Annotated in this window: 24 protein-coding genes and 1 riboswitch; of the genes, 3 read left to right on the forward strand and 21 right to left on the reverse strand. The window is 44.3% G+C overall.

Annotation, left to right across the window (positions count from 1 at the left end; all coding sequences use genetic code 11):
* Positions 1-124: 124 nt before the first annotated feature.
* From ribH to ABMB67_RS03180, 17 genes are all read right to left on the reverse strand, one after another.
* The gene (gene ribH, locus ABMB67_RS03100; protein WP_251222495.1) at positions 125-595 is read right to left on the reverse strand and encodes a 6,7-dimethyl-8-ribityllumazine synthase; all 471 of its coding nucleotides are present in this window, start codon (positions 593-595) and stop codon (positions 125-127) included.
* 56 nt (positions 596-651) lie between these two features.
* Positions 652-1,872 carry a bifunctional 3,4-dihydroxy-2-butanone-4-phosphate synthase/GTP cyclohydrolase II gene (locus tag ABMB67_RS03105; protein WP_285874965.1) on the reverse strand — a complete coding sequence of 407 codons (1,221 nt, stop codon included), beginning with the start codon at positions 1,870-1,872 and terminating at the stop codon, positions 652-654.
* 75 nt (positions 1,873-1,947) lie between these two features.
* The gene (gene ribE / locus ABMB67_RS03110) at positions 1,948-2,607 is read right to left on the reverse strand and encodes a riboflavin synthase (RefSeq protein ID WP_251195949.1); all 660 of its coding nucleotides are present in this window, start codon (positions 2,605-2,607) and stop codon (positions 1,948-1,950) included.
* Positions 2,608-3,690 carry a bifunctional diaminohydroxyphosphoribosylaminopyrimidine deaminase/5-amino-6-(5-phosphoribosylamino)uracil reductase RibD gene (gene ribD / locus ABMB67_RS03115; protein ID WP_354571064.1) on the reverse strand — a complete coding sequence of 361 codons (1,083 nt, stop codon included), beginning with the start codon at positions 3,688-3,690 and terminating at the stop codon, positions 2,608-2,610.
* A 228-nt stretch (positions 3,691-3,918) separates the two neighbouring features.
* Positions 3,919-4,074, reverse strand: a riboswitch (FMN riboswitch).
* Between the two features lie 142 nt (positions 4,075-4,216).
* Positions 4,217-5,539, reverse strand: coding sequence for a TRAP transporter large permease (locus tag ABMB67_RS03120; protein ID WP_354571065.1), 1,323 nt, complete (start codon positions 5,537-5,539; stop codon positions 4,217-4,219).
* A complete protein-coding gene (locus tag ABMB67_RS03125; protein WP_354571124.1) occupies positions 5,532-6,041 on the reverse strand; it encodes a TRAP transporter small permease subunit in 510 nt (169 codons plus the stop codon). Before ABMB67_RS03125 ends, ABMB67_RS03120 begins: the two co-directional genes overlap by 8 nt.
* Before the next feature lie 85 nt (positions 6,042-6,126).
* The gene (locus ABMB67_RS03130) at positions 6,127-7,245 is read right to left on the reverse strand and encodes a TRAP transporter substrate-binding protein (RefSeq protein ID WP_354571066.1); all 1,119 of its coding nucleotides are present in this window, start codon (positions 7,243-7,245) and stop codon (positions 6,127-6,129) included.
* 150 nt (positions 7,246-7,395) lie between these two features.
* Entirely contained in the window at positions 7,396-8,853 is a 1,458-nt protein-coding gene (locus tag ABMB67_RS03135; protein WP_354571067.1) for an aldehyde dehydrogenase family protein, read from the reverse strand.
* Position 8,854: 1 nt separating this feature from the next.
* The gene (locus ABMB67_RS03140; RefSeq protein ID WP_354571068.1) at positions 8,855-10,036 is read right to left on the reverse strand and encodes an iron-containing alcohol dehydrogenase family protein; all 1,182 of its coding nucleotides are present in this window, start codon (positions 10,034-10,036) and stop codon (positions 8,855-8,857) included.
* Between the two features lie 47 nt (positions 10,037-10,083).
* The gene (locus ABMB67_RS03145) at positions 10,084-11,280 is read right to left on the reverse strand and encodes a CaiB/BaiF CoA transferase family protein (RefSeq protein WP_354571069.1); all 1,197 of its coding nucleotides are present in this window, start codon (positions 11,278-11,280) and stop codon (positions 10,084-10,086) included.
* A gap of 11 nt (positions 11,281-11,291) precedes the next feature.
* Positions 11,292-12,206, reverse strand: a complete 915-nt coding sequence (locus tag ABMB67_RS03150) for a hydroxymethylglutaryl-CoA lyase (RefSeq protein ID WP_354571070.1) — start codon at positions 12,204-12,206, stop codon at positions 11,292-11,294.
* A 196-nt stretch (positions 12,207-12,402) separates the two neighbouring features.
* Positions 12,403-13,434, reverse strand: coding sequence for a LacI family DNA-binding transcriptional regulator (locus ABMB67_RS03155; RefSeq protein ID WP_354571071.1), 1,032 nt, complete (start codon positions 13,432-13,434; stop codon positions 12,403-12,405).
* A gap of 164 nt (positions 13,435-13,598) precedes the next feature.
* Positions 13,599-13,745: a YycC family protein gene (locus tag ABMB67_RS03160; RefSeq protein ID WP_251192874.1), complete on the reverse strand. Its 147-nt coding sequence runs from the start codon at positions 13,743-13,745 to the stop codon at positions 13,599-13,601.
* Complete coding sequence (locus tag ABMB67_RS03165; protein WP_354571072.1) at positions 13,742-14,248, reverse strand: SMI1/KNR4 family protein; 507 nt, start codon at positions 14,246-14,248, stop codon at positions 13,742-13,744. The genes ABMB67_RS03160 and ABMB67_RS03165 overlap by 4 nt, the downstream gene beginning before the upstream one ends.
* A gap of 55 nt (positions 14,249-14,303) precedes the next feature.
* Entirely contained in the window at positions 14,304-15,059 is a 756-nt protein-coding gene (locus ABMB67_RS03170; protein ID WP_354571073.1) for a P-II family nitrogen regulator, read from the reverse strand.
* Positions 15,013-15,759 (reverse strand): DUF1538 domain-containing protein, encoded by a 747-nt coding sequence (locus ABMB67_RS03175; protein WP_354571074.1) that lies wholly within the window; start codon positions 15,757-15,759, stop codon positions 15,013-15,015. The genes ABMB67_RS03170 and ABMB67_RS03175 overlap by 47 nt, the downstream gene beginning before the upstream one ends.
* Positions 15,756-16,448 carry a DUF1538 domain-containing protein gene (locus ABMB67_RS03180; protein WP_354571075.1) on the reverse strand — a complete coding sequence of 231 codons (693 nt, stop codon included), beginning with the start codon at positions 16,446-16,448 and terminating at the stop codon, positions 15,756-15,758. Before ABMB67_RS03180 ends, ABMB67_RS03175 begins: the two co-directional genes overlap by 4 nt.
* Before the next feature lie 219 nt (positions 16,449-16,667).
* Between ABMB67_RS03180 and ABMB67_RS03185 the strand changes: the two genes are divergently transcribed.
* Complete coding sequence (locus ABMB67_RS03185) at positions 16,668-17,765, forward strand: CotS family spore coat protein (RefSeq protein ID WP_354571076.1); 1,098 nt, start codon at positions 16,668-16,670, stop codon at positions 17,763-17,765.
* Positions 17,762-19,330, forward strand: a complete 1,569-nt coding sequence (locus tag ABMB67_RS03190) for a glycosyltransferase family 4 protein (protein WP_354571077.1) — start codon at positions 17,762-17,764, stop codon at positions 19,328-19,330. The genes ABMB67_RS03185 and ABMB67_RS03190 overlap by 4 nt, the downstream gene beginning before the upstream one ends.
* 117 nt (positions 19,331-19,447) lie before the next feature.
* Here ABMB67_RS03190 and ABMB67_RS03195 read toward each other — a convergent pair whose 3' ends face one another.
* Complete coding sequence (locus tag ABMB67_RS03195; RefSeq protein ID WP_354571078.1) at positions 19,448-20,398, reverse strand: NAD-dependent epimerase/dehydratase family protein; 951 nt, start codon at positions 20,396-20,398, stop codon at positions 19,448-19,450.
* Positions 20,395-21,675: a UDP-glucose dehydrogenase family protein gene (locus ABMB67_RS03200; RefSeq protein WP_354571079.1), complete on the reverse strand. Its 1,281-nt coding sequence runs from the start codon at positions 21,673-21,675 to the stop codon at positions 20,395-20,397. The genes ABMB67_RS03195 and ABMB67_RS03200 overlap by 4 nt, the downstream gene beginning before the upstream one ends.
* 217 nt (positions 21,676-21,892) lie before the next feature.
* Between ABMB67_RS03200 and ABMB67_RS03205 the strand changes: the two genes are divergently transcribed.
* A complete protein-coding gene (locus tag ABMB67_RS03205) occupies positions 21,893-22,705 on the forward strand; it encodes a UTP--glucose-1-phosphate uridylyltransferase (RefSeq protein WP_354571080.1) in 813 nt (270 codons plus the stop codon).
* Positions 22,706-22,781: 76 nt separating this feature from the next.
* Here the strand turns inward: ABMB67_RS03205 and ABMB67_RS03210 are convergent, their stop codons facing one another.
* Both ABMB67_RS03210 and ABMB67_RS03215 read right to left on the reverse strand, forming a co-directional pair.
* Positions 22,782-23,552, reverse strand: a complete 771-nt coding sequence (locus tag ABMB67_RS03210) for a class I SAM-dependent methyltransferase (protein WP_354571081.1) — start codon at positions 23,550-23,552, stop codon at positions 22,782-22,784.
* A gap of 105 nt (positions 23,553-23,657) precedes the next feature.
* Entirely contained in the window at positions 23,658-24,641 is a 984-nt protein-coding gene (locus ABMB67_RS03215) for an aldo/keto reductase (RefSeq protein WP_354571082.1), read from the reverse strand.
* Between the last annotated feature and the right edge of the window lie 46 nt (positions 24,642-24,687).

Consider the following 24,687-nt stretch of genomic DNA (forward strand, 5'->3'; position numbering starts at 1 on the left):
TTTCCTTAGCTTTCACGTCTTTCAAAAATTTTATTTATCGTTTAGAAAAGCGACAAAAAAAAGAGAGGCTGGACCAAAAGGTGCAAAAAACAACCTTTTGGTCCAGCCTCTCTGCATACTCTCTTTACTGTTCAATGCTTCGGCTTAAATTTGCCATCTCAATCGCCGCTGTCGCCGCGTCCCAGCCTTTATTACCCGCCTTCGTGCCCGCGCGCTCCACCGCCTGCTCAATGGTATCGGTCGTTAACACACCGAAAATGACAGGCTTGCCGCTGGAAAGCGCTAATGAGCCGACGCCCTTTGCCACTTCATTACACACGTAATCGAAATGCGGTGTCGCCCCGCGGATCACTGTGCCCAACGTAATGACTGCATCATACTTTCCTGTATCAAGCAGTTTTTTCGCCGCGAACGGAATTTCAAACGCGCCCGGCACCCAAGCGATGTCAATATCCTTTTCATCAACCCCGTGACGTTTTAACGCATCCTCTGCTCCGCCTAACAGCTTACTCGTAATAAATTCATTGAACCGTCCGACAACGATTCCGACCTTTAACCCTGTTGCTACTAATTGTCCTTCAAATACTTGTCCCATGTAAGTTCCTCCTTGATTATCTCAATCATTTTCTATCTGCTGCCTGACCGCCTCAATTAGAGATGGAGCATATGGCCCAGTTTTTCGACTTTTGTTCTTAAATATTTTTCATTATCCTTCGTCGAAGGGAGCTGTAACGGAACCCGGTCAACGACCTCAAGCCCGTATCCGCTCAATCCCGTGATTTTACGCGGATTGTTCGTTAGCAGTCGCATCTTGGTCACACCAAGCTCTCTTAAAATTTGCGCCCCGATCCCGTAATCACGCAAGTCCGCGGCAAAGCCGAGCTTCTCATTCGCTTCAACGGTATCATAGCCTTCCTCCTGCAGCTTATAAGCGCGAAGCTTATTCATCAGCCCAATTCCTCTGCCTTCCTGGCGCATGTAGAGCAACACGCCGTTTCCGGCTTTTTCAATTTGCGTCAAAGCGGCATGCAATTGCGGGCCACAATCACAGCGATGTGAGCCAAAGACATCGCCAGTCAGGCATTCCGAGTGAACGCGAACGAGCGTCGGCTCCCCTTCAAGAATCTGTCCTTTGACAAGAGCGATGCTTTCTTTCTGATCGACGACATCGGTGAAGCCGATCACGCGGAACTCGCCGAAATCGGTCGGCAAATTAATCTCAACCTCTTTTTTCACAAGAGTATCCTTGCGGTGACGGTAGCGAATCAAATCCTTGATCGTAATCATTTTCAAGTCGTGTTCGTCGGCAATCTTGCGCAGCTCCGGTACGCGCGCCATCGTTCCGTCAGCATTCATCACTTCACAAATGACTCCGGCCGGCTTCGCCCCGGATAAACGCGCCAAATCCACAGCCGCCTCGGTATGTCCCGCTCTCCGCAGCACACCGCCATTTTTGGCGATCAGCGGAAAAATATGCCCAGGCCGTTTAAAATGCCCCTTCTTCGTTTCTTCATCAACTAACGCACGGATCGTGTCTGCGCGTTCGTGAGCGGAAATTCCCGTCGTCGATGTATGGTGATCGATGCTGACGGTAAACGCCGTCCCATGAGGGTCCGTATTATGATCAACCATTGGCACAAGATCAAGCTCCCTGGCCCGTTCCTCCGTAATCGGAGCGCAAACGAGGCCCCGGCCATGTGTCACCATGAAGTTAATGACCTCAGGGGTCGCTTTTTCGGCAATCGCCAAAAAGTCACCCTCATTTTCACGATCCTCATCATCACAAACGATGACGATATGACCTTGCATTAATTCATAAATCGCCTCTTCAATCGGATCAAACATGCTTGCTTCTTTTTTACTTTCACTCATATCGGTTCACCACCCTATCCCTTCTTTTTGTTTAAAAGGAGCTGTCGTTCCTGTCTGTTTTACTCCTTATATCTCTTATTTAAAGCCATGCTTTTCTAAAAAAGCTCCGCTTAACGACTCAGTCGACCGTTCCGCCGAGGCATCAAAACGCTTGCGGATAAATTGCTCAATATACTTGCCGACCATATCACATTCAATATTCACTTTGTCTCCAACCGTTTTTGCGCCAATAATCGTTTCTGTTAAAGTATGTGGAATAATCGAGATCGTAAAGCTGTGATCATCGACAGAAAAAATTGTCAGGCTTGTGCCATCCACAGCAACTGATCCTTTTTCAACCATATAATGGCGCAGCTCCGGCGATACGGCAATTTGATAATAAACAGCATTATGCTCCGGCTTCTTGGCGATAATCGTTCCGATTCCATCGACATGCCCTGAAACGAAATGCCCGCCAAAGCGCCCGCCGGCACTCATCGCCCGTTCGAGATTGACCTTTGCCCCTCTTCCTAATCCTTGCAGGCTCGTCGCCCGCACCGTCTCCGGCATGATGTCGACGGTGAAGCTTCCCGCGGTGAAGGAGGTTACCGTGAGGCAGACGCCGTTTACCGCGATGCTATCGCCAAGCTTAACATCGGCTAAAATCCGCTTTGCCGCCAGCTTCATCACCATCGCATCACCGCTTTGCCGCACGTCTTCTATCGTGCCGATTTCTTCAATGATTCCAGTAAACATTTACTCACCTTCCTTCACAGCTCTTATTTTTATATCGGGGCCAACTGTCGTGACCTCGACAATGTTCAATTCAGGCGCATCGGCTACTTCCGCAATGCCCTCTCCGCCGATCGCCGACGGAGCCGCTGAGCCGCCAAACACTTTTGGCGCCAAGTAGATGATCATCTGATCAATCGCCTTCTCGACGAGAAAGCTGCCATTGACCTCAGCCCCTCCCTCCACAAAAAGGGAGGTCACCCCTTCGCGCCCGAGAAGCGTCAGAAGATCCCGAATCGTCAATTCCTTCAACCGCATTACCTTTACACCTAATTGATGAAGCTCCGCTTCCTTCTGCGCCGAGGCTTCCTCCGTCGTAACCAGCCAGGTCGGCGCGAGCTGATCCTGAACAATTTTCGCTTCAAGCGGCGTCCGCAGCCGGCGGTCAAGCACGATCCGGATCGGATTTTTCCCGCCGTTTTCCAGCCTTGCCGTCAAGGAAGGATCGTCAGCCAACACGGTGTTCACACCCACTAAAATCGCATCATGCGTATGACGGTAGTAATGGGCGTCTGCACGCGCCTCGGCACTCGTGATCCATTTGCTTTTCCCGGCTACGGTCGCTGTTTTCCCATCAAGCGTCGTCGCTGATTTCAGCGTGACATAAGGCCGCCGATGCTTCATAAAATGAAAGAACACCCGATTAAGTTCATCGGCCTCCTTCTGACAAACGCCAAATTCTACCGCAATGCCCGCCTTCCGTAATTTTTCTAGCCCTCGTCCGGCTACTTCCGGATTAGGGTCCCCGGTGGCAATCACAGCCCGTTTTATGCCGCTTTTCACAATAAGGTCCGCACAAGGAGGTGTTTTCCCATAATGACTGCACGGCTCAAGTGTGACATAAATCGTCGCTCCCTTAGCCTTTTCCCCGGCCATCGTTAAGGCGTGCACTTCGGCATGCGCCTCGCCTGCCTTTAAATGAGCCCCGAAGCCGACGATCACTCCGTCTTTAACGACGACTGAGCCGACGACTGGATTCGGCGCCGTCTGGCCCGCGGTGCTTTCAGCCAGCTTCAGCGCCAGCTTCATATACTCGTAATCGTTCATCCTTTCTACCGCCTCCACTCATCTTCGGTTCATCTAGGGCTTATTATGTACAACAAAAAAACCGCCCTTGATCGATTTCAGGGCGGTTTTGAGATAACGAAATAAACGTACAATTGTCATAAATTGCCGTCATGTCATGTGCAGCAGCTAAAAAAAGACACACTTCTCCCGTGATCATAAGCTCTTATTTTAAAAAAGCTTACACGGCCTGCCTGTGGCAGCACACGTTCGTTCCTTCTCCCATCCAGACTTTCACTGTCGGTCCCGGAGTTTCACCAGGTCCACCGCATCCGAAATTCTCACAGATACGGGTCACGGACTAAGAGGCAGCTTCTGCGCCTCATCACCGCCGGTCGGGATTTTCACCCAGCCCCGAAGAAACATGTAATTAAATTTGAATATTTCTATTTGATGCTTTTAGTTAATGGAATCTTATCACTTAATGTTTATTTAAGCAAGAAATTTGACTCATATTCGTCCCAATATCTTTTTAACTTTCTGAATTTTTGAGTGCGTATTCGACTAATCAAATACCCGATTTAGATGGCAACCATAGGACAATATCAGGGAAAAGAATGATAATGGTCGTCACAATCAACATAATAATGACAAAAGGTACGATTCCACGATAAATATGAGCCATTTTCATTTCCTCTGGGACAATTCCCTTCAAATAAAACAGAGCAAATCCAAATGGTGGCGTTAAAAAAGAGGTTTGCAATAAAACAGCCATTACAGTCACAACCCACAGCATGTTAAAATCATATAGCTCGATAAGTGGAATGAAAATAGGCAGTACAATTAACACAATTCCAATCCAGTCAATAAACATTCCTAAAATGAAAGTAATGAGCAGCATGGCGATCAATACTCCCCATTTACCCAACCCAAGACTTTGAACAATATTTTGTACGAGGGTATCCCCGTTTAACGCTAAAAACATCGAGGTAAAGGCTGAGGCACCTACCATGATAATTAATGCCATCGCTGTTATTTTAGCGGTATTATAAACAGAATCGGAGAGCATTTTCCAGCTGAATTTTCTGTAAGCGATTGTCATAAGCAAAGCAAGAAATGCGCCGACTCCTGCTGATTCTGTAGGTGTAGCCGTACCTGTAAAAATTGATCCTAACACGGCGACAATTAAGATTAGAGGAGGGACTAAATTTATAAGGCTTCCAATAATCCTCTTTTTGATCGGCATGGCAGCCGCCTCCTCTTTCGATAAAGCCGGGCCCCAATCTGGATTTTTCCAACAAACAATTAGAATGTAGATACAATAAGCTGCAGCTAATATTAATCCGGGCACAATCGAAGACAAGAACAATTGTCCTACTGATAGCTGAGTTTGCGCTCCGAGCACGATCAGCATAATACTGGGCGGTATCAGGATTCCCAATGTTCCTCCTGAGGCAATAACCCCGGCTGTTAATTCCTTTCTATAACCATATTTCATCAGAACAGGTACACCTAAAACTCCCATTGTTACAATCGAGGCACCGACAATGCCCGTCGTAGCCGCAAACACTGTCGAAACCAAAATAACGGAAAGAGCAACGCCTCCACGAACCGGCCCAAATAAATAACGCATATATTCAAATAAACCATCAGCCACCTTTGAAGCAGACAGAAAATTAGCCATTAAAGTAAATAAGGGAATAGCTACTAAAGAGTAATTTGTCATATGTCCATAAGTTGTGTTTGTGAATACATTAAAGACATTTGGGCCCCAACCAATAACTCCTGCAATCACTCCAACTCCACCTAAAACAAAGGCCAGCTGATGCCCAGTAGCTAAACCAATTATGAGACCGACAAACATACATATCAGTATAATAACCTCAATCATAGCTACTCTTCCTCTCTACTAAAATGATAACTTTTTTCATGATTTCTGAGATCCCTTGTAATAATAGAAAGAACATAGCAACTGGCAGAACGGTTTTTATAGGGTATACCGGAGGAGCAAATGCTGACCAGCTAACCTCCTGCTGCGCCCAGGATAAAGCAGCAAAATGATACCCGCCATAAAGAAGTCCTATAACAAACGGCAAAAAGAAGATCGAATACGTAATCAAATCGAGGACAGCTTTTGTTTTCAATGAAAATCTTTCGTAAATGATTTCTACCGAAACGAGACTTTTATGCAATAAACCGTAAGCAGAAACCATCAGAAAATGAAATGCGAAGATCATCGTCGTAATTTCGAACGTCCAAATAGTAGGCTGGTTAAACACTCTGCGGCTAATCACTTCAAATACAACCAATAACATCAGGACGACGACAGACCAACTTGATATTTTCCCTACCCATTCCGTCGTTTTATCTAAAGCTTCGGTTATTTTTTTCATACGTTCCAAGAGAATTACACCTCTTTTCATTAGTAATAATAGAAGCCCATCAGATTAAATAGGCTTCTATTATTATTTCTCTTTGTTATTGCCCTAAATTGTTGTTATTGCCAAAGCCCCAATCTCCTTGTAAATCCCGGTAAGGTGCATACATTCTTAAGAATGCTTGCTGACTGTCCAGCACTTTCTTGAAATCTGGATTTTCATTAGCAAGGTCTTCAACAATGTTCATTTTTATCGTTTGCATTTCATCAAGCTCTTCATCTGATAATTGAGTCGTGATAATTCCATACTCATTGACCATTCTTTCAGCAGCCTCGGCATCCATATATGCAGCCGTTGCCGTATTCATCGACATAGTCACTTTACTAGCTTTTTCCACTACATTCTTTAAATCATCCGGTAATTGCTCCCACGCATCCTTATTAATAACAGCGCCATGGAGAGAGCTTGTTTGATGCCAGCCAGGTGTCAACCAGTAATCCGTAACTTCATGCAGCTTTGCGACATCATCACTCGATGGAGTACTATATTCAGCAGCGTCTATGACTCCTCTTTGCAATGATTCATAAATTTCCTGCCCGGCTATCGTTGTCGGTACTGCCCCTAATTCTTCAGCCATCCGACTTTGAATCAGCCCGGCTAATCTGATTTTCATTCCTTTAAAATCTTCGAGTGATTCGATAGGTTTATTAGATCGTATCCCGGACTCCATGCCAAATAATGTATGAGGAAAGTACACCGTATTAAATTGTCCATAAATTTCGTTGTATAATTCTTGTCCTCCGCCCGCGTTTATCCATAATAAATAATCCCAATTAGTTAAGCCGAGAGCTTGAGAACCTAATAAATCAAAAGCCGTATTTTTTCCAGACCAGTAATTAGGCCAGTCCCCGCCAATTTCCACCGTTCCATTGCTTACTGTTTCCAGTACTTGATCTGCCGGGGCTAATTCGCCTACACTGTGCAACTTAATGTTTAATCTTCCATTGCTTAGCTCATTGACCGTGTCGACAAATGTTTTATCATAATCAAATAACGTGCTACCTTCCGCCCAAACACTTGCCATCCGCCAATTATAAACTTCCGTACTAGTATTGTTTGGCCCATCATTTGATTCAGTTGAAGATGGTTGCAGGCATCCTGCCAATGATAAAGACATGAAGAAAACAAACATCGTGATAAACAAGTGTTTCCATTTCACACTACTCACTCCTAATCTTAAATTTTCGCTAGCACGAACTTTAAAGAAGTTCAAAGCTGCACCCGGAAATGTAAGCGGTTTCTAAAATGACGATGAGCGCCTAAGGACTATTAAACTTGCAGGGCTTCAGATCCTCTCGTTATCCTTTGCTTACTGATTCGTTTGGAAACAAACTAATTTTTTCGTTGTCATTTCTTCCAACGCATATTTTGGCCCTTCCTTGCCTATTCCACTGTCTTTCATTCCGCCATAAGGCATGTGATCTGCGCGAAAATTTGATACTTCATTAATTTGAACGCCGCCGGCTTGAATATGCTTAATAGCGTAAAAGATATTTTGCATATTGTTACTAAATAATCCAGCTTGCAAGCCGTAACGCGAATGATTTACCAATTCTACCGCCTCGCTAAAATCTTCAAATGGGGCTGTGGCAATAACTGGACCAAAAATTTCCTCGCAGCTGACCTTCATATCAGAAGTAACGTCTGCCAATAAGGTCGGTTCAAGAATTCTTCCGTTAGTATTTCCTCCTGTAATGATACGTGCGCCTAATGACTCAGCCTCTTTAATCCACTCAGAAATTCGCTTTGTCTCGTCCTGAGAAATTAATGTCGGCACATCCGTCTCCTCGTCAAACGGGTTTCCAATCTTCATACTCGCTATTTTTTGTCCTAAGCGCTGCAAAAACTCCTCATAATTTGTTTTATGAACATAAACTCGCTGTACAGATATACAAGATTGACCAACTGATCCGAAGCCGCCAGCATAGCAACGTTCAACTGCCAACTCAATATTTGCATCCTCATCTACAATCGTCGCTGCGTTCGACCCCAGTTCGAGCAACACTTTTTTATATTTGGCAATTTCGCTTAAATGTTTACCTACTGCTGAGCTGCCGGTGAAAGTAACAAGATCAACATCCGGATGCTTCACTAAGTATTCTCCGACTGCCGCTCCGCCGGTAAGCACACTCAACCCTCCTGCTGGAAGCCCGGCTTCTGCCAAAATTTTGGCCAACTCTATGCTTGATAACGGAGTTGCTCGCGAAGGCTTTAAGATAACCGGATTGCCGCCTGCGAGCGCTGGACCAATTTTATGCGCTCCAATTAATAACGGGAAGTTAAAACCGGAAATAGCCGCTACAATTCCAACCGGCTCCCGCAACGTAAAAGCAAGACGTCCCTCCCCTCCTTCCATCGCATCTATTGGAATCATTTCACCTTGCAATTCTTTTGCAGCATCTGCCGAAAAACGCAAGGTGGAAGCAGTACGTATCACTTCACCTCTTGCATCTTTAATCGACTTTCCATTCTCAAATACAATTAATGCAGCGATCTCCTCTATCCGTTCTATTAATTTATCTGCGGCTTTATTTAATATTTCCGCCCGCTTCCATAACGGAAGCTCCGCCAGTTTCTTTTTTGCCGAAACCGCTAAATTTACTGCTTCTTCAGCCTCTTCAACTGTCGCCAGTGAAACATGGGCAATCACCTCTCCGGTATAGGGGAATTCCAAAGGATACGTTTGCTCAAGGGTCAGCCAGTTCCCCCCGATAGAAATTGGTACCGGTGACTTTATTTCCACAGTTTGAATGTTGTTATCAAGCATGTTATGCCCCCACTTTTCCGTTTAATAATTTTCCAGATAAAGCTCTCTTAAATATTTGCAAGATTTCATCCTCGCTTAATCGCTTTGGCGAATTACTTTGCAACCGTTCCATTCCATAAGAACTTTTTGCTAGAACAGGAAGAACTTCTTCCTCTATATTCAACTCTTTTAACGAGGTTGGCAGGTCCAAGCTTCTTTGCATTTCTAATATACGGTTAATAAAGTTCATGATCGTTTCCTGCGATGTACGGCCATTACTTCCGGCTATTTTGGCAAGTTTTAATACTTTCTCTTGTTCATATTCAGCAACCACTTCCAATACATAAGGAAGAACGACACTATTAGATAGACCATGGGAAAGATGACAATGGACTCCAAGGGCAAAGGCCAGCCCATGAACCATACCAGCACCCGAGGTCGTGTTCATAACCATCCCTCCGATCATGCTGCCGACTGCCATTTCTGTTCTCGCATTCAAATCATCACCATTGTCATATGCTTGTTTTAGATGGTTCCATATTTTTTCGAAAGCAAGGAGCGCCAGTTCATCCGTGTATGGGGATGATCGGACAGCGAGATACCCTTCAATAGCGTGAACCATCGCATCTATTCCTGTATGGGCGGTAATCACCGGCGGCAGAGAAAGAGTTAGTTCGGGATCAATTATTGCCACGCTTGGCAGAACATGCGGGCTGAATATCGCACTTTTAAGCGATGTATCTTCATCTGTCAAAACGAATACTTGCGACACTTCAGATCCAGTGCCGGAAGTTGTTGATATTGTAATGATCGGTACGCCGGGTCCTGGAACTCGGTTAATTCCTACAAAATGTAGAATAGGTTCTGAGCGCACTAAAGAGAGCGACACCGCTTTCGCTACGTCCATTGAACTGCCGCCGCCTAACCCGATTACTAGCTCGACATCATTCGCTTTGCCTAATTCCAATGCAGCTTGATAAATCGCAACCGTCGGCTCCGCTTTTGTTTCATCAAATACGGTTACATGAAAATCACCATTATCCAATACATGTAAAACCTTGTCTACAATCCCTGCATTTTTCAAACCTTTATCCGTAACAATAAGCAGGCGCTTAACGCCAAAAGATTTAACCTCATCATTTAAACGGTCAATACTGCCTGCTCCGCAATGAATTCGTGGTGGTGCATAAATCGAATAATTCATAGCTAATAATCTCCTTTATCTAAAGTTTCTTTTTAAGCGCTTACATCTCATTCCTCTGAGACGTTTACAGCTTGCCCTGCCATTCCTAATTGCTTGAACACTTCTTCATTATGTTCACCAAGCTTTGGTCCAAGCCATTTTACTTCGCCTGGAGTTTTGCTTAACTTCGGTACGATTCCAGGAACCTTTAGAGAGCCTATGTCCGGGTCTGGATGGTCAATATCTAAAATCATGTCTCTGGCTTTATACTGAGGATCGCTCATTATATCTTCAATACTGTACGGGGTTCCAGCTGGTATTCCATTATCAGCTAACATCTCCAAGCATTCGCCCACATTATGTTGCAATGTCCATTTCTCAATCATCTTGTCAATCATCTCAGCGTGGAGAACCCGTTGGTCATTTGTTAAAAATCGTTGATCTCCCAAAAGCTCTTCCTGACCTATAACTTTCAAAAGGCGCTGAAAAATATTATCACCATTCGCAGCGATGATGATAAAAGTATCATCTTTTGTCTTGTATATATTAGAAGGAACAATACCCGGTAAAGTTGATCCGGTTCGTTCTCTTTTCACACCGGCAACATCATATTCTGGCACCATGCTTTCCATTAGGCTAAAAACCGCTTCATACAGGGCAACATCAATTTCTTGACCTCCCCCACCCCTTGCATCCCGATGATAAAGAGCCATTAAAATTCCAATGACTGCATAAAGTGAGGAAACAGAATCGCCGATGCTAATCCCTACCCTGGTAGGGGGTAAATCAGGGTAACCAGTAAGATACCGAAGTCCGCCCATAGCTTCGCCAATCGCTCCATATCCAGCCCGATCCCGATAAGGACCACTTTGTCCATAGCCTGATATTCGACTAATAATTAAATGTGGGTTAATCTCTTCTAATACATCTCTTCCCAACCCCCATTTGTCCAACGTACCTGGGCGAAAATTTTCAACTAGCACATCACATTCTTTTAAAAGCTGTTTGACTACGTCTAATCCTTCTTCTGTCCTTAGATCAAGAGTGATACATTTTTTATTGCGCGATTGAACATACCACCATAATGACGTTCCATTGTGAAGAACTCTCCAACTCCTGAGCTGGTCTCCTCCTTGAGGAGGCTCAATTTTAATAATTTCTGCCCCGAAATCTCCTAAAATTCTCGTACAAAAGGGCCCAGCAATGAGGGATCCCATTTCTAAAACTTTAACCCCTGAAAGTGGTCTTTTTTCTTGTCCTTTCATGTAACAGCCTCCTAAGTTGAAATGTAACGACTGCCGCTTCTGTCAACTCTCCATACTTTACTGTCCAAATCTTTTCCGATAAAACGATGCACGTTTTGCGACGTTTCCAGCAATTTATCGATATTAATTCCAGTTTCGACTTTCATTTCCCTCAATAAATCAACAAGATCTTCTGTTGAAATATTTCCCGTCGCTCCCGGCGCATACGGACATCCACCTAAACCTCCAATGCTGCTGTCAAACGCCTGAATGCCTGCTTCGAGGCCAGCTACAACATTCGCCAACCCCCTCCCATACGTGTCATGGAAGTGTAATTCAAATTCAACATCAGAAAATTCAGTCTTTAGTTTCGTCATCCATTCAAATACTTGAAGTGGATTGGCAACGCCGATCGTATCGCATAACCCTACTCTTTTAAACCCGCTTTCTACAAGTTGGTCTACAATTTTCAGAGTCCTTTCAAGCCCAGGGTTTCCTTCAAATGGACATCCAAACACGGTCGAAACTGACGCCCTGTATTGCAAGTCATCATTTTGGGCTTTTTTTACAAGGGATGCTATCTCTTTTAGCGATTCTTCTGTGCTCCGATTTAAGTTTTTTTGACTGTGCGTATCTGTTGCGGATAGAACAAATGTCATTCCATCGACACCACTTTGCTTAGCTCGCTCATATCCTTTTTCATTAGGTACGAGCGCAAAAAAGGTAATTGGGAGATCTATAATCTCCTGGATAACTTGTTCAGCGTCAGCTAAATTCGGAATCCATTTAGGGTGCACAAACGATGTTGCTTCAATCTCCTGAAACCCGCATTCAACCAATTGCCTAATGAGAGCAATCTTGCGCTCAGTCTCTAGAAATTTTTCTTCGTTTTGCAGTCCATCCCGCGGACCAATTTCAATAATTTTCACTTTTTTAACTAGATTCATCTCATTCCTCCTTACTTGTCGTTCCATCTGCGACCTTTCTTACTCCACCATCACCTCCTTAAGTGATAAACAAGCATCATACCGACAGCAATGTTTAGATCAAAGACGGAATACGTATTCTTTCCGGGGTGAAAAAGAAACAATTTATCATGAAAGGCACGTAAACCGAAAAAATCTATTTACGTACCTTTTGATTTCATTGGGAAAATTGCTCGTAATTGATTCCTGTTGTCTTTCTGACAATAAGACCAGGTTCCAAAACAATATGATAGGGCTGCTTTTTCTCTTCTTCGTCATTTTCAACAAGCAATAGCAGTTTCTCTAACGCGACACTTGCCATTTCCTTTTTTCTTTGGGCAATTGTCGTTAAATTAACGAATGGATTGGAGGAAATATCAAAATTACCGAAGCCAATTATAGAGACGTCACCGGGTACACTTAATCCGCTTCTTGCAACTACTTTCATCAACTCAATCGCAATCGCATCGGAAGCAGCAAAAAAGCCGGTCGGCCGATCCTCCTTAGTCAATAAACGTTGGACAAATTGTAAATGCTCCCCATTAAATAGTTCACCATCATATACAATACTTTCATCATAAGCGATATGATGTGAATTCAACGCTGCTTTAAATCCCTGATGTCTGTAATAGAACGTCGAATATCTTTCCGAAGGACCTGTAATGAAAGAAATCCGTCGGTGCCCTAACGTAATCAGATGGTCTACAGCCATTTTCGCGCCCATTACATCATCCAGGTTCACATAATTAATTTCTTTAGATTTGGGCCTTTGATTGTACAAAACAATCGGGAATCCGGTTTTATACAAATCAGTCGCAACTGAATCGTCACGATCAATTGTCGCAATCAAAATCCCGTCAACACGCCTGGCCAAAAGATTTTTCACGGACACTTTTAAATTGTCGGTATTAAAATCCGTATCACTCAAGCTGACATCATACCCTCTCTCTCTAGCTTGACTAATAATCACTTTTGCCGTCTCAGAATAAAAAGGGTTCGCTATATCACCGACAATTAATCCGATTGTCTTTGTTTTATTCGTGACTAAACTTCTTGCAATGAGGTCTGGCGTAAAATTCAGCTCTTCAATCGCCGCCATTACTTTCTGACGAGTCGAGGCTTTAATTTGAGGATAATTATTCATAACTTTTGAGACAGTTGATTGGGATACCCCAGCTCTTTTAGCAATTTCATTAACTGTGATTTTCATTTGAAGTTTTCCTTTCACCGCTAAACCGAATGCGTATTCCTGAATACGATTTCAGTTTAGTAGCAAAAATTCCATTTGTCAATAAAAAATTTATATTTTTCTGATAATTATTCATAGAAACAGCTCGCCGTAATTTTTACGGCAAGCAAGGTTGTATTTCCACTCTATTCATCCTTCTTCTCTTTCTTCTCCAGCTCAGCCAATTTGGCCAGCAAAATATGCTGGGGCATGTGCATGATTTGTTCGATTGGAACCTGTAGCGACTCCGCCAGCTTCTGGGCGGTTTCCGCTGAAATTTGCAATGGTCTCATTCGGCTGTCCCTCCTTTCTTTTCCTCTTTTGATGGCGAGCGCCGAAACAGCTTGGCGGTGAACTCCTCAAAATTCGGGGCAAGCCGGTATTCCTTCCATTGAGCTGAGACGAGATCTCCCTCATTTGTAAGATAAATCACTTCCGGCTCTGTTTGTTGCCGGTAATCGAGCGCGAGCCAAGAATCAAAATCTCCCGTTAGCAGGACGAGTCCTGCCGGCAGCCCGAATTGTTCGAGGAATAGCGGCGACATCCCGACTCCGCTCGCTGTGTCCATTTCGTACAAATATGGAATAATCGCTGCCTCCCCATCCTCAAACAATACATAGCGATAAGCCAGCTCGCCGCCATTTTGCTCAAGCATATAGCGGAGGTAGGCTTTTGGCAGGGATACTCCAAGAAGCTGTTCAACCTCGGTGATCCGCTGATCCGTCAATGGAACGCCCGGTTTATATTCAGATGGGACCTTCCAAAACGATCCCCCCTGATAAAAATCTAAGCTCATCTAAACGCTCCTTTCTTACTCTTCCTTTAGTATAGCGGAAAAGGCAAGAACTGCGCTATTCTTTCTCCCGATTTGTCTGCTCCTCTTGCCGGATCTCCTCAATGAGATGATTGATGCCAATCACCCGTTCCACATCGAGAATGAAGGCGATCCCTTTGCCGGATTGATTGAGTTCAACCCCCGTTTCAATTGCTTCAGCAACGCGCTTCGTTAGCTGATGGTGAATTAATGTCAGCACAATTTCCTTTTCTGGCTCAATTTGAATGTTGAACAGCTTTGCCTTCTCGTGAATGCCGGAGCCCCGTCCGGACAGCACCGTCGCTCCTTCGGCCCCGGCTGCCAGCGAGGCGTCAACCACTTTGCTGGCATCGCCGCGGTTTACAATTGTCACTATCAGGTCAAATTTTTTTGCTGGATCTGACATTATTTGCTCCTCCTCGTCTCGTTTCTCAACCTTACTCCCCGGCGCAAGAGTGACAATACCCAATACGTTTTCCAAATTGATGACCATGCCAATTCCTTTTCCGGACTGATTCAATTGGACTTTCTCCGTCACAGAGTTAGCAATTTTCTCCATCTCCTGGCCTGGAGCAATCGTTAAGACGACTTCTTTTTCATAACTTAGCGGAATCCCGAGAAAGCTTTTTTTCTCATGAATGCCACTTCCCTTCGCTAATAAAACGGTCGCTCCTCGTGCGCCCGCCTCTTTAGCAGTACGTACAACGAGCTTCGCCTCACTTTTTTTGACGATTGTTAGTAATAATTTATGAGCCTGACTCGGCTTCATCTTTATCCCTGCCTTTCCGTTCATAAAGAATTCCTAAAAGCAGTACTGACAAAATCGGTGCTAACGCGACCATGGCGATCATGCCAAAACCGTCCATTAATGGATCTCTGCCTTCAATGACGGAAGCGACCCCGACGGCAATCGCCAAAATAAAGGTGACCGTCATCGGACCTGTCGCTACTCCGCCTGAATCAAAGGCTATGGCAATAAATGTTTTTGATACAAGCAGCATCAAGATCAGCACGAGGCCATAGCCTGGAATGAGATAATACCATAATGAAAAACCGAGAAGAATGCGCAGCATCGCTAAAGCAATCGATACGCCGACACCGATGGACAGTGTATAAAGCATCACTTTCTCTGAAATGTAGCCTCCTGAAATCCGTTCGACCTGCTCATTCATAATGCGAACGGCGGGTTCGGCAAAGGTCGCAACAAAACCGAGGACAAAGCCGATCGGCACAAGCACCCAGTTAAAGGACAGCCCGCCAAGATTCTCTCCTATCACCTCTCCCGCTGGAAAAAAGCCGACGTGAACGCCTTGCAGAAAGAGCGCCAATCCGAGAAAGGATAGCGTCATTCCGATCAAAATATGGAGGATGCGCTTTTTTTCTAGCTTCAGAAAAAATACCTGAAACACAACAAAAAAGATTAACAGCGGCAATAACGCAAATGTCACCTCAAGCAGCACCTCATGAAACCCTTCGAAAATGGTGACGCTCATCCATAAATCACCCCTAACACAAGAACAGCCAATATCGGTCCAATCGAGGCCAGCGCCACGAGTCCAAAGCTATCGCTCGAAGAACTTTTCCCACGTAATACCGAGGCAACACCTACCCCGAGTGCTAAAATAAACGGGACGGTCATCGGCCCTGTTGTCACCCCACCTGCATCGAAGGAAATAGGAACAAAATCGCCGGCTGTAAATGTGGCAAGGATAAAAACAGCAGCATATCCTCCAAAGAGAAGCCACTTTAAATCAATGTCGAAAATGATCCGCAGCATCGCCAGCCCAACTAAAATCGCCACGCCAAGCGCTACGGCATAGATCAGTACCATTTGCGAAATATCCCCGCCGGATACATCCTCAATCTGACTGGAGAGCACCCGGACATCAGGCTCAGCTACCGTAACGACGAAGCCGAGAATAAAGCCGACCAGGACAATCAGCCATACTTTATTTGTTTTCGGCAACGTCGAACCAATCATTTCCCCGATCGGCAGCAGACCGATATGTACCCCGATTAGAAACAAAAATAATCCGGAGCTGACGAGGACCACTCCGATCAGAAACTGAAGAAAGACGTCCGACGGCAGGCCTATTAACGTAAACTGCAACAGAATGATAACCGCTGTTATCGGCAATATTGCAAATACAACTTCTTTTAGGGTATCCTTTATATCCTCCATCGTTTTCTCCTCTCAAATCCATCATCCAAACCTTTCTTCCTAATTAATACCTTCAAATCGAATACCCGAAACTTATTTCATGCATGGCAAGACAAATCAGTCTGTTAATTCACAAATTTTCAGAAACCATGGTATTGTTGGGCAGATAACTATACCTATTTTTAGATGAGGAATAGGTTAATGTTAAAGGTTGAATTTTGAAGCTTAGGGGGAAAACCAATGCCAGAAGAACAAATTATTCCTTGGGATGTTGATGAAACGTTAGGAGAACTTTACGTTCCATCTTATATCGAAGAGCTTGCACAGGAAGTGATAGGACATTACGACATGTCTGTTAGCAATATGGAAGTGATTACAACAAAAGCAGACAAAGGTGGTCTCATTTGGAAAATAGATACAAATCATGGTCCGCGAAGTTTAAAGATTCTCCACCGCAGACCACGTCGTAGTTTATTTAGTCTTGGAGCGCAGGATTATTTAGTTCATGAAAAAAACGCACGAGTACCTGCTATTATTCAGACAACTACAGGGGAGAATCATGTTAATAAGGGAGGAAAACTTTGGTTCGTAGCGGAATGGATCGAACCTCTTACACCTGTGTCAAAGGATTTAGAAGGGGCAAAAGCACTCTGTCATGCGCTAGGTGAATTTCATCACCTTTCAAAAGGATACCTCCCACCAAAAGGAGCCGAAAAGCCGTCACGCCTTCATCGCTGGCCGAGATCCTATGAAAAAGTTATCAAGAAAATGGGATGGTTTAAAAACATTGCCACAGCGTACGACGAAATGCCTGCGAGCAAGACGATTCTTTCAATGATTGATAAATTCGAAGAGCAGTCACAACAAGCTCTACAGCAGTTAAACAACTCAGCTTACTCGACTTTAATCGAAAGAAACGATCACGAATGGGGACTTGTTCATCAGGATTATGGCTGGTCTAACGGACAAATGGGCCCAGATGGAATGTGGATCATTGATCTTGATGGAGTTGCCTATGATCTACCGATCCGTGACTTACGAAAATTAATTACCGGTACCGTAGACGATATGGGCGTATGGGATCTAACATGGATTACAGGTATGATAGAAGCCTACCATGAGGCAAATCCGATCGAATCGGAACTTTATGAAATTCTTTTAATTGATATGGCTCTTCCAAATGAATTCTATAAAAATGTCAAGGAAATGGTTTATGAGCCTACGTTATTCTTAGATCAAGAGCTTGAGGCGCTTTGCACTAGAATTTATGAAACAGAACAATCAAAATGGGCAGCACTTGAAGAATTACAGCATTTGAAAGGAGTCGATCTTACATGAAAATTCTCATGATATGTACAGAAAAGTTACCCGTTCCGCCAGTACGTGGAGGAGCGATCCAAACCTATATTGATGGCGTTTCACGAATGCTTAGTAAACAATATCAGCTTACCATTCTCGGTACACCTGATGAGAGCTTGCCGGATGAAGAAATCGTCGATCAAATCCGCTATGTTCGTATTCCCGGAGAGCTTCTTGAGATCTACCAAGAAGGTGTGGTCCAATTTTTACAAGAAAATTCGTTTGATATCATACACATTTTTAATCGGCCACGACTCGTAGCCGCTGTAAGAGAGCATGCACCAAATGCACGTCTTGTATTAAGTATGCACAATGACATGTTTACGCCTCAGAAGATTCAAGCAGAAAAAGCCCTTTCCGCCATTCAAGAGCTTGATAAAATCATAACCGTTAGCGATTATGTTGGAAAAACCATTTCTGACTCGTTTCCAGAAGCAGCTCCTAAACTCAAAACAATTTATTCTGGAGTTGATCTAGGTCGCTTCGTTCCACCAACGTCAAGTCAGGCTAAAGAGATGCGCAATGAAGTCCGGCAAGAGCACGGTCTTGTAAACAAAAAAGTGATTCTCTTTGCCGGGCGACTGTCTGCTAATAAAGGTGCCGATATTCTTGTGCAAGCAATGAATGAATTGGCCAAAGAGCATTCCAATATTGCGCTCGTCCTCGTTGGGAGTAAATGGTTTAGTGTTAATGAAGTGAGTGATTATGTCGCTTATGTCCGTGCACTAGCAGCCAAGCTATCGATTCCGGTGGTTAACACAGGGTTTGTATCGCCTAATGAAATTCAGCGCTGGTTTGCGGCGGCAGACGTTTTTGTTTGTCCTTCCCAATGGCAGGAACCTCTAGCCCGGGTTCATTATGAGGCGATGGCTTCAGGGTTACCAATTGTAACTACTGCCCGTGGGGGCAATCCAGAGGTCATCATCCCAAATGAAAATGGCTTTGTCGTGGAAGAGGCTGATAACCCACACGCTTTCATTGAACCATTGTCAACTTTGCTCGAAAATCCTCACTTGGCACAACGGATGGGCGCTATGGGCCGAAATTTAGCAGAAGAAAAATATACCTGGGAACGAGTAGCTAATGACATCCTCGACGTTTGGAATGAACTGGAAGGAAAGATGCAAAATGACTTACCTATTAATGATGAAGAGACCACTACAACCATGCTTGCAAATGAAGATGGAATAGAGCCATCCGACCACACAGATGAATTACCACCTGCAAACGTACAGCTAGCTAGCGACCTCAAACAAGGTAGCAACAAGAAAACAAAAGAAGAGAAGCTAAGATCCTTACTCCTGTTAGAACTTACTCACCACTCCTCCTTACTAGATACCATGATGCAAACAGTAAAGCAACGTGCGATCGATAATCGTACAAAAGACTTATCTAGCCTTGTTCGTCAAATCATGAGCGAAACTGAATCTTATTTCAGTCAATCAGAGACAGCAAAAATAATTCGGGATACCAATGATTCAACAACTGCAAAACTATTTCATACCCTTCTTCAGAACCAGCGCAGGAAAAGAAAAAGCGGTTAAAATTTTGATCGTTAACGAGTCATTCAATCTTCCTTAATGTTGCCCGGAGCTGGCCAAAGGTCCTGATTGCCTTTGGCCCAGTTCAACAGTTATAGGAAGGCTAGATATAAGTCAAGTTTATTTGATGTAGAGAGCTGTAAGGTAGGCAATTTCTTTACGTAATCCCGTTTTCAAATCTGTCGAAGGGTTATAATCTAGCAAGTTTTTTGCTTTCGATATATCGGCCCAAGTCTGAGAAGGTTCCCCATGCACACTAGGCTTCCATTTTATAATTGCCTTCTGACCGAGCAAATCTTCAATTATCGAAACAACTTCCCGTATCGAAGCACGCTCCTTTCCACCAATATTTATCACCTCACCAATAACACCCGGCGAATGCATAACAGCAGCAGTTGCTTGAATGCAATCATCAATATAAGTAAAGTCTCTAGTCTGGGAACCATCTCCAAAAATCGTAATCGCTCGCCCTTCAAGCATTTGCTGAATAAATAGATGAAAGGCCATGTCGCTACGTTGTCTCGGTCCATAAACCGTAAAATAACGCAAGATTGTCACAGGTAGACCAAAACTTCTTTGATATATATAACAAAGATGCTCAGCCGTTAATTTTGTTATTCCATAAGGTGATAATGGAGAAAGCTTGGCATTCTCACTAACCTTCCCAGTTTTTTCACCATAGACGGAGGAGGTTGAGGCAAAGATTAAATTTTTCAACGAAGGCTGCTGCTTGCACGCTTCTAGCAAACGCTGAGTACCTTCGATATTATAGGTGGAATACAAAGCGAAGTCATCTCCCCAACTCGACCGTACACCAGGCATTCCTGCAAGGTGATAGATATAATCCACACCTTCTAGGATCCTTTCCCACTGAATGGTTAAAAGATTCTCCTTCAAAAACGTAAAGCGTGAAGATGTCAGTAGATGACTCAGATTCTTCTCCTTGATTGTTTGCTTTGTTGGTCCAAGAAAGGCATCGATACCGATAACCTGACAGTCTTCATGTTTTAAAAGTTCCTCACAAAGACTTGAACCAATAAAACCAGCAGCCCCTGTTACGATAATTTTCATGGTCGCCCCACTCCCACATACTCGAATCCATGCTCTTTAAGCAGTAAAGGGTCAATGACATTACGACAATCGAGTACAACCTTTCCTTTCATCCATTTCGAAATCAGTGTCCAATCAACCGTATGAAACATCTCCCATTCTGTCGCAATCACTAACCCATCTCTGCCTTTTATTGACTCATAAATGGAGGAATGAACTGTCACTTCTTGTATGGAAATGGAGGCTACAGGATCATATACATGAACCCTACATCCTTTCCTAGTCAGTAGGTTTATTAGCTTTACCGCTTGAGAGTTACGAATATCGTCTGTATTCGGTTTAAATGTGGCACCCCATACCGCAATTGAAACGTCCGGAAAATTCGTCAAGGACTTTCTGAGTTTCTGACAATAAAGGCTTAGCTGCTCTTCATTAATCAGCTGTGTCGCTTGCAAAAGGTGGGGGGTAATCTCCTTTTGTTTTGCTGCATACTCAAGTGCTTTCACATCCTTTGGAAAGCAAGAACCACCATATCCCAATCCTGCTTGTAAAAATGATGAGCCGATTCGAGGATCCATGCCTATTCCTTTTGCTACCTCTGTGACATCTACTTGATAAGCATCACAAATTCTAGCTATTTCATTTATAAAGGAGATCTTCATGGCTAAAAATGAATTGGCTGTATACTTAATCATTTCTGCCCCAGCCAAACTCGTTATTAGATAAGGCGCATTTATTTCCTGGTATAACTCCTTCAATTGCTCAACGGCCTCTACTTGATCCGTTCCAATAATAATTTTATCCGGTTGACACATGTCGTGAATGGCGGTACCTTCCCGAAGAAACTCTGGATTAGAAACGACAGTAATAAACTGAGATCGTACCCCTGCATGGATGAGCTTATTTTTAATCCATTCATTTGTTCCAATTGGTACAGTACTCTTCGTTACAATTATCTTAGGTTGAGTTATGAGAGGGACAAGCTCATTTATAATCTGCTCGATGAAATCCAAATTAGGTTCTCCATTTGGTCCCTCTGGCGTCCCAACTGCAATAAAAAGCAGGTGACACGCCTTTACCGCTTCCGCTAAATCAGTCGTAAAGACGAGCTTCCCTTTTTCTAGACTTTCTTTGATCCATTCTTCCAGGCCCGGTTCATAGATCGGGATTCGACCCGCTTTTAAATCTTCCACTTTTTCATCTTCTTTTTCAACACAATACACATCATGTCCCCATTTTGCGAATACCGCTGAAATTGTTAATCCCACGTATCCCGCGCCAATGACACCCACATTCATAGGACTACTCCTTCCTCAACGTGACCTTCTTTTCTATGGTTGTATTATCTTATTGGAACAGGTGGAAGGTGGTGAGAAAAGAACATAAGATCAAACAAATACCTAGCAATAACGTTCCACAACGCCCGTTTCTTTGCGGACAAATTCCTTTAAACTGTGTATTGAATACGATAAATTGTATAGATACAGCCAGACGATTATAGAGGGGGAAATATAAATGACAATAAAAAAAGCAGTCATTCCTGCCGCAGGTTATGGCACAAGAAACCTCCCGATTACGAAAGTCATTCCGAAAGAAATGTTTCCAATTCACGGAAAACCCGCTATTCACTACGTAGTAGAGGAAGCGCTTACAGCCGGAATTAAAGAAATCTTAATCATTGTCTCCCGAAACAAAAACATGATTATGGATTATTTCGATCGTTCGCTTGAATTGGAATATTTTTTGAAGAAAACGAACAAACATGATCTACTTAAGGATTTGTTTCTTCCTCCGATTCATATTCAATATATTCGCCAGCCTTTCGCTACGGGCCTAGGGGGTGCCCTCTCACTCGCAGAACCATTTATTGCTGATCAGCCTTTCGCCGTTCTGTTACCGGACGATGTCTTCGTCAAGAAAGAGCACGGTCTACCATTGTTAATGAAGACCTATCAAACAAGACAAGCAAATGTGATTGGAGTTGAAACGGTTGCGGAGCAATGGTTACATCAATATGGTGTCATTAAAGAGAGGAAAGTGGAAGAAAACCTGTATGAACTCCTTGATATTGTCGAAAAACCTTCCTCATCGCCTCCATCAAATTTAGCAGTAATTGGTCGTTATATTTTTCATCCAGAGATTTTCTCATTTTTAAAAAAAGTAAAACCAGATAGCAAAGGTGAATATCAACTAACCGATGCCATAAAGAGTATGTTGCAAAAGACAATCAGCTATGGACAGGGAGGGTTAGGAGAGCGCTTTGATATTGGAACAGACGAAGGCTACTTCCGATTGCTTGAAAAGCTACGTACCAAAAAGGACTCCTGATGATAAATCATAAGAGTCCTCCCTCAACAAACTTGTATGAAACTGTTTCCTCGAGCAGTGTCCCCCTCCTCTACTACTAACTTTTTTCAGCCATAAGCACCATTTCGTCAACCGTAACCGCTCGAATGTTTCCGCCTTCTTCCTGAACTTGATAATATGACTTGCAAACCGGATCCGCTGCCTCAATATAACGGTTGACCTCATATACTTGCTCCGCGTTCTCCGTCGTTCTTTTCACCCATACAGGATAGTCGTACGTTTTCTTTTTCAGCTCTTTCCGCGTGACAACGAGCTGTGCGCTGTCAATCAAGCTGCTCCATTCTTTCACAGATAAGCAGCGGACATGGCTATGGTCACGCTTTTTTTCAAATGTGTTCATGAAGGTTGCCAACTGGTCATCGTCCGGCACTACATTGTCGATAAGCAGGAAGCGGCCGCCCGGCTTCAGCACTCGCTCTGCCTCTCTCACAAAAGCTTCCGGATCCGGGAAATGGTGCGGGGCGATGCGGCATGTGACAATGTCAAAGCTCTGTTCCAAAAACGGCAGCGCTTCGGCATCGGCCAAGACATAGAAGATATTTCCGATCTGCTGTAAATGCTGTCTCGTATTAGCGAGCATTCCCTCTGTCAAATCGGCGGCGACAACCTGTGTCACTGCTGGCGCCAGCTTTTTCGCCACATGTCCCCCACCTGTCGCAATGTCCAACGCGATCGCCGCGTCATCTGGCTGAAGCCATTCAAGCAATTGATCCAGGTCACTGCTTTGGGCGTGCGACCGGCTCTTCACATACTCATTCGCATTTCGGCTGAATTGTTGCTTTACTCGCCTTTTTGCTTCTTCGCTCATCATTACCACCCTTTCTTCATAGCTGACCACATGCCATTACTTATCTATATGTAGAAAGACTAAAAAACAGTTAGAACGGAACGATGGCCGCTGACAGTTGCTCAGTTAGCGGGCGAACTTTTCAAGAAAACGCTGTGGATATTCACTCGGCAGCCTGCTGACCTCATCAAGCTTCTGCCATTGTTCAGAAGTGAGCTGCCAGCCAATACTGCCGATGTTTTCTTCAAATTGATCAAAGCTTGTCGCTCCGAAAATAGGGGAGGTGATCTCTTCCTTTTGCAGCAGCCAGTTGAGCGCAACCTGGGCCGGCGTTTTACCGGTCTCGGCCGCTACGTCACAAACCTCCTCAAGGATCGTAAAGTTTTTCTCAAGCGCGCGCTTTTCCCAGCTCGATTCGCCTACGCCTCTCGACAGCCGGCCCGATGCAGGGGTTTCCCCTTTTTGATACTTTCCTGTTAAAAAGCCGCCGCCGAGAGGAGCCCACGGAATCACGCCGACGGTTTCTTCTTTGCAAAGCGGAAGCATCTCCCGGTCAATTTCGCGATTGATCAGGCTGTACTGCGGCTGAATCGAAATAAAGCGGGCCAGGTTGTGAAATTCACTGTACGACAAAGCTTTCATCATTTGCCACGCCAAAAAATTAGAGCAGCCGATGTAGCGTACCTTCCCGGACCGGACAAGATCATCGAGGGCGCGCACTGCTTCTTCAATCGGCGTAAGATTATCCCATACATGGAGCTGGTAAAGGTCAATATAATCCGTTTCGAGCCGCCTCAGGCTCTGGTCGACTCCTTCCATGATCCGGTGACGGGAATAACCGAAATCATTCGGCCCTTCACCGACGCGCATCCTGACCTTTGTCGCCAGTACGACTTCACTGCGTCTGTCTTTGATCGCTTTGCCGACAATACGCTCTGATTCTCCTTTGACATACACATCGGCGGTATCAAGAAAATTGCCGCCACGATCAAGAAAACGATGGATCATTTCAATTGAATCTGCCTCATTGACTTCATTGCCGAACGTCATCGTCCCAAGGCAGAGCTCAGACACTAACAGACCGCTTTTCCCCAACTGCTTATATCGCATCATAATCTCTCCTTTTCCTTCTTATCCACTCCTTTCCAGCATAATT

This window comes from Halalkalibacter oceani (assembly GCF_040544555.1).
Lineage (GTDB): Bacteria > Bacillota > Bacilli > Bacillales > Bacillaceae_D > Halalkalibacter > Halalkalibacter oceani.

Excerpts from the sequence above, each read along its gene's own strand:
- ribH (WP_251222495.1), bottom strand. The coding sequence starts at position 595 with ATGGGACAAGTATTTGAAGGACAATTAGTAGCAACAGGGTTAAAGGTC.
- ABMB67_RS03105 (WP_285874965.1), bottom strand. The coding sequence starts at position 1,872 with ATGAGTGAAAGTAAAAAAGAAGCAAGCATGTTTGATCCGATTGAAGAG.
- ribE (WP_251195949.1), bottom strand. The coding sequence starts at position 2,607 with ATGTTTACTGGAATCATTGAAGAAATCGGCACGATAGAAGACGTGCGG.
- ribD (WP_354571064.1), bottom strand. The coding sequence starts at position 3,690 with ATGAACGATTACGAGTATATGAAGCTGGCGCTGAAGCTGGCTGAAAGC.
- ABMB67_RS03120 (WP_354571065.1), bottom strand. The coding sequence starts at position 5,539 with ATGATTGAGGTTATTATACTGATATGTATGTTTGTCGGTCTCATAATT.
- ABMB67_RS03125 (WP_354571124.1), bottom strand. The coding sequence starts at position 6,041 with ATGAAAAAAATAACCGAAGCTTTAGATAAAACGACGGAATGGGTAGGG.
- ABMB67_RS03135 (WP_354571067.1), bottom strand. The coding sequence starts at position 8,853 with ATGCTTGATAACAACATTCAAACTGTGGAAATAAAGTCACCGGTACCA.
- ABMB67_RS03140 (WP_354571068.1), bottom strand. The coding sequence starts at position 10,036 with ATGAATTATTCGATTTATGCACCACCACGAATTCATTGCGGAGCAGGC.
- ABMB67_RS03145 (WP_354571069.1), bottom strand. The coding sequence starts at position 11,280 with ATGAAAGGACAAGAAAAAAGACCACTTTCAGGGGTTAAAGTTTTAGAA.
- ABMB67_RS03150 (WP_354571070.1), bottom strand. The coding sequence starts at position 12,206 with ATGAATCTAGTTAAAAAAGTGAAAATTATTGAAATTGGTCCGCGGGAT.
- ABMB67_RS03155 (WP_354571071.1), bottom strand. The coding sequence starts at position 13,434 with ATGAAAATCACAGTTAATGAAATTGCTAAAAGAGCTGGGGTATCCCAA.
- ABMB67_RS03160 (WP_251192874.1), bottom strand. The coding sequence starts at position 13,745 with ATGAGACCATTGCAAATTTCAGCGGAAACCGCCCAGAAGCTGGCGGAG.
- ABMB67_RS03165 (WP_354571072.1), bottom strand. The coding sequence starts at position 14,248 with ATGAGCTTAGATTTTTATCAGGGGGGATCGTTTTGGAAGGTCCCATCT.
- ABMB67_RS03170 (WP_354571073.1), bottom strand. The coding sequence starts at position 15,059 with ATGAACGGAAAGGCAGGGATAAAGATGAAGCCGAGTCAGGCTCATAAA.
- ABMB67_RS03175 (WP_354571074.1), bottom strand. The coding sequence starts at position 15,759 with ATGAGCGTCACCATTTTCGAAGGGTTTCATGAGGTGCTGCTTGAGGTG.
- ABMB67_RS03180 (WP_354571075.1), bottom strand. The coding sequence starts at position 16,448 with ATGGAGGATATAAAGGATACCCTAAAAGAAGTTGTATTTGCAATATTG.
- ABMB67_RS03185 (WP_354571076.1), top strand. The coding sequence starts at position 16,668 with ATGCCAGAAGAACAAATTATTCCTTGGGATGTTGATGAAACGTTAGGA.
- ABMB67_RS03190 (WP_354571077.1), top strand. The coding sequence starts at position 17,762 with ATGAAAATTCTCATGATATGTACAGAAAAGTTACCCGTTCCGCCAGTA.
- ABMB67_RS03195 (WP_354571078.1), bottom strand. The coding sequence starts at position 20,398 with ATGAAAATTATCGTAACAGGGGCTGCTGGTTTTATTGGTTCAAGTCTT.
- ABMB67_RS03200 (WP_354571079.1), bottom strand. The coding sequence starts at position 21,675 with ATGAATGTGGGTGTCATTGGCGCGGGATACGTGGGATTAACAATTTCA.
- ABMB67_RS03205 (WP_354571080.1), top strand. The coding sequence starts at position 21,893 with ATGACAATAAAAAAAGCAGTCATTCCTGCCGCAGGTTATGGCACAAGA.
- ABMB67_RS03210 (WP_354571081.1), bottom strand. The coding sequence starts at position 23,552 with ATGAGCGAAGAAGCAAAAAGGCGAGTAAAGCAACAATTCAGCCGAAAT.
- ABMB67_RS03215 (WP_354571082.1), bottom strand. The coding sequence starts at position 24,641 with ATGCGATATAAGCAGTTGGGGAAAAGCGGTCTGTTAGTGTCTGAGCTC.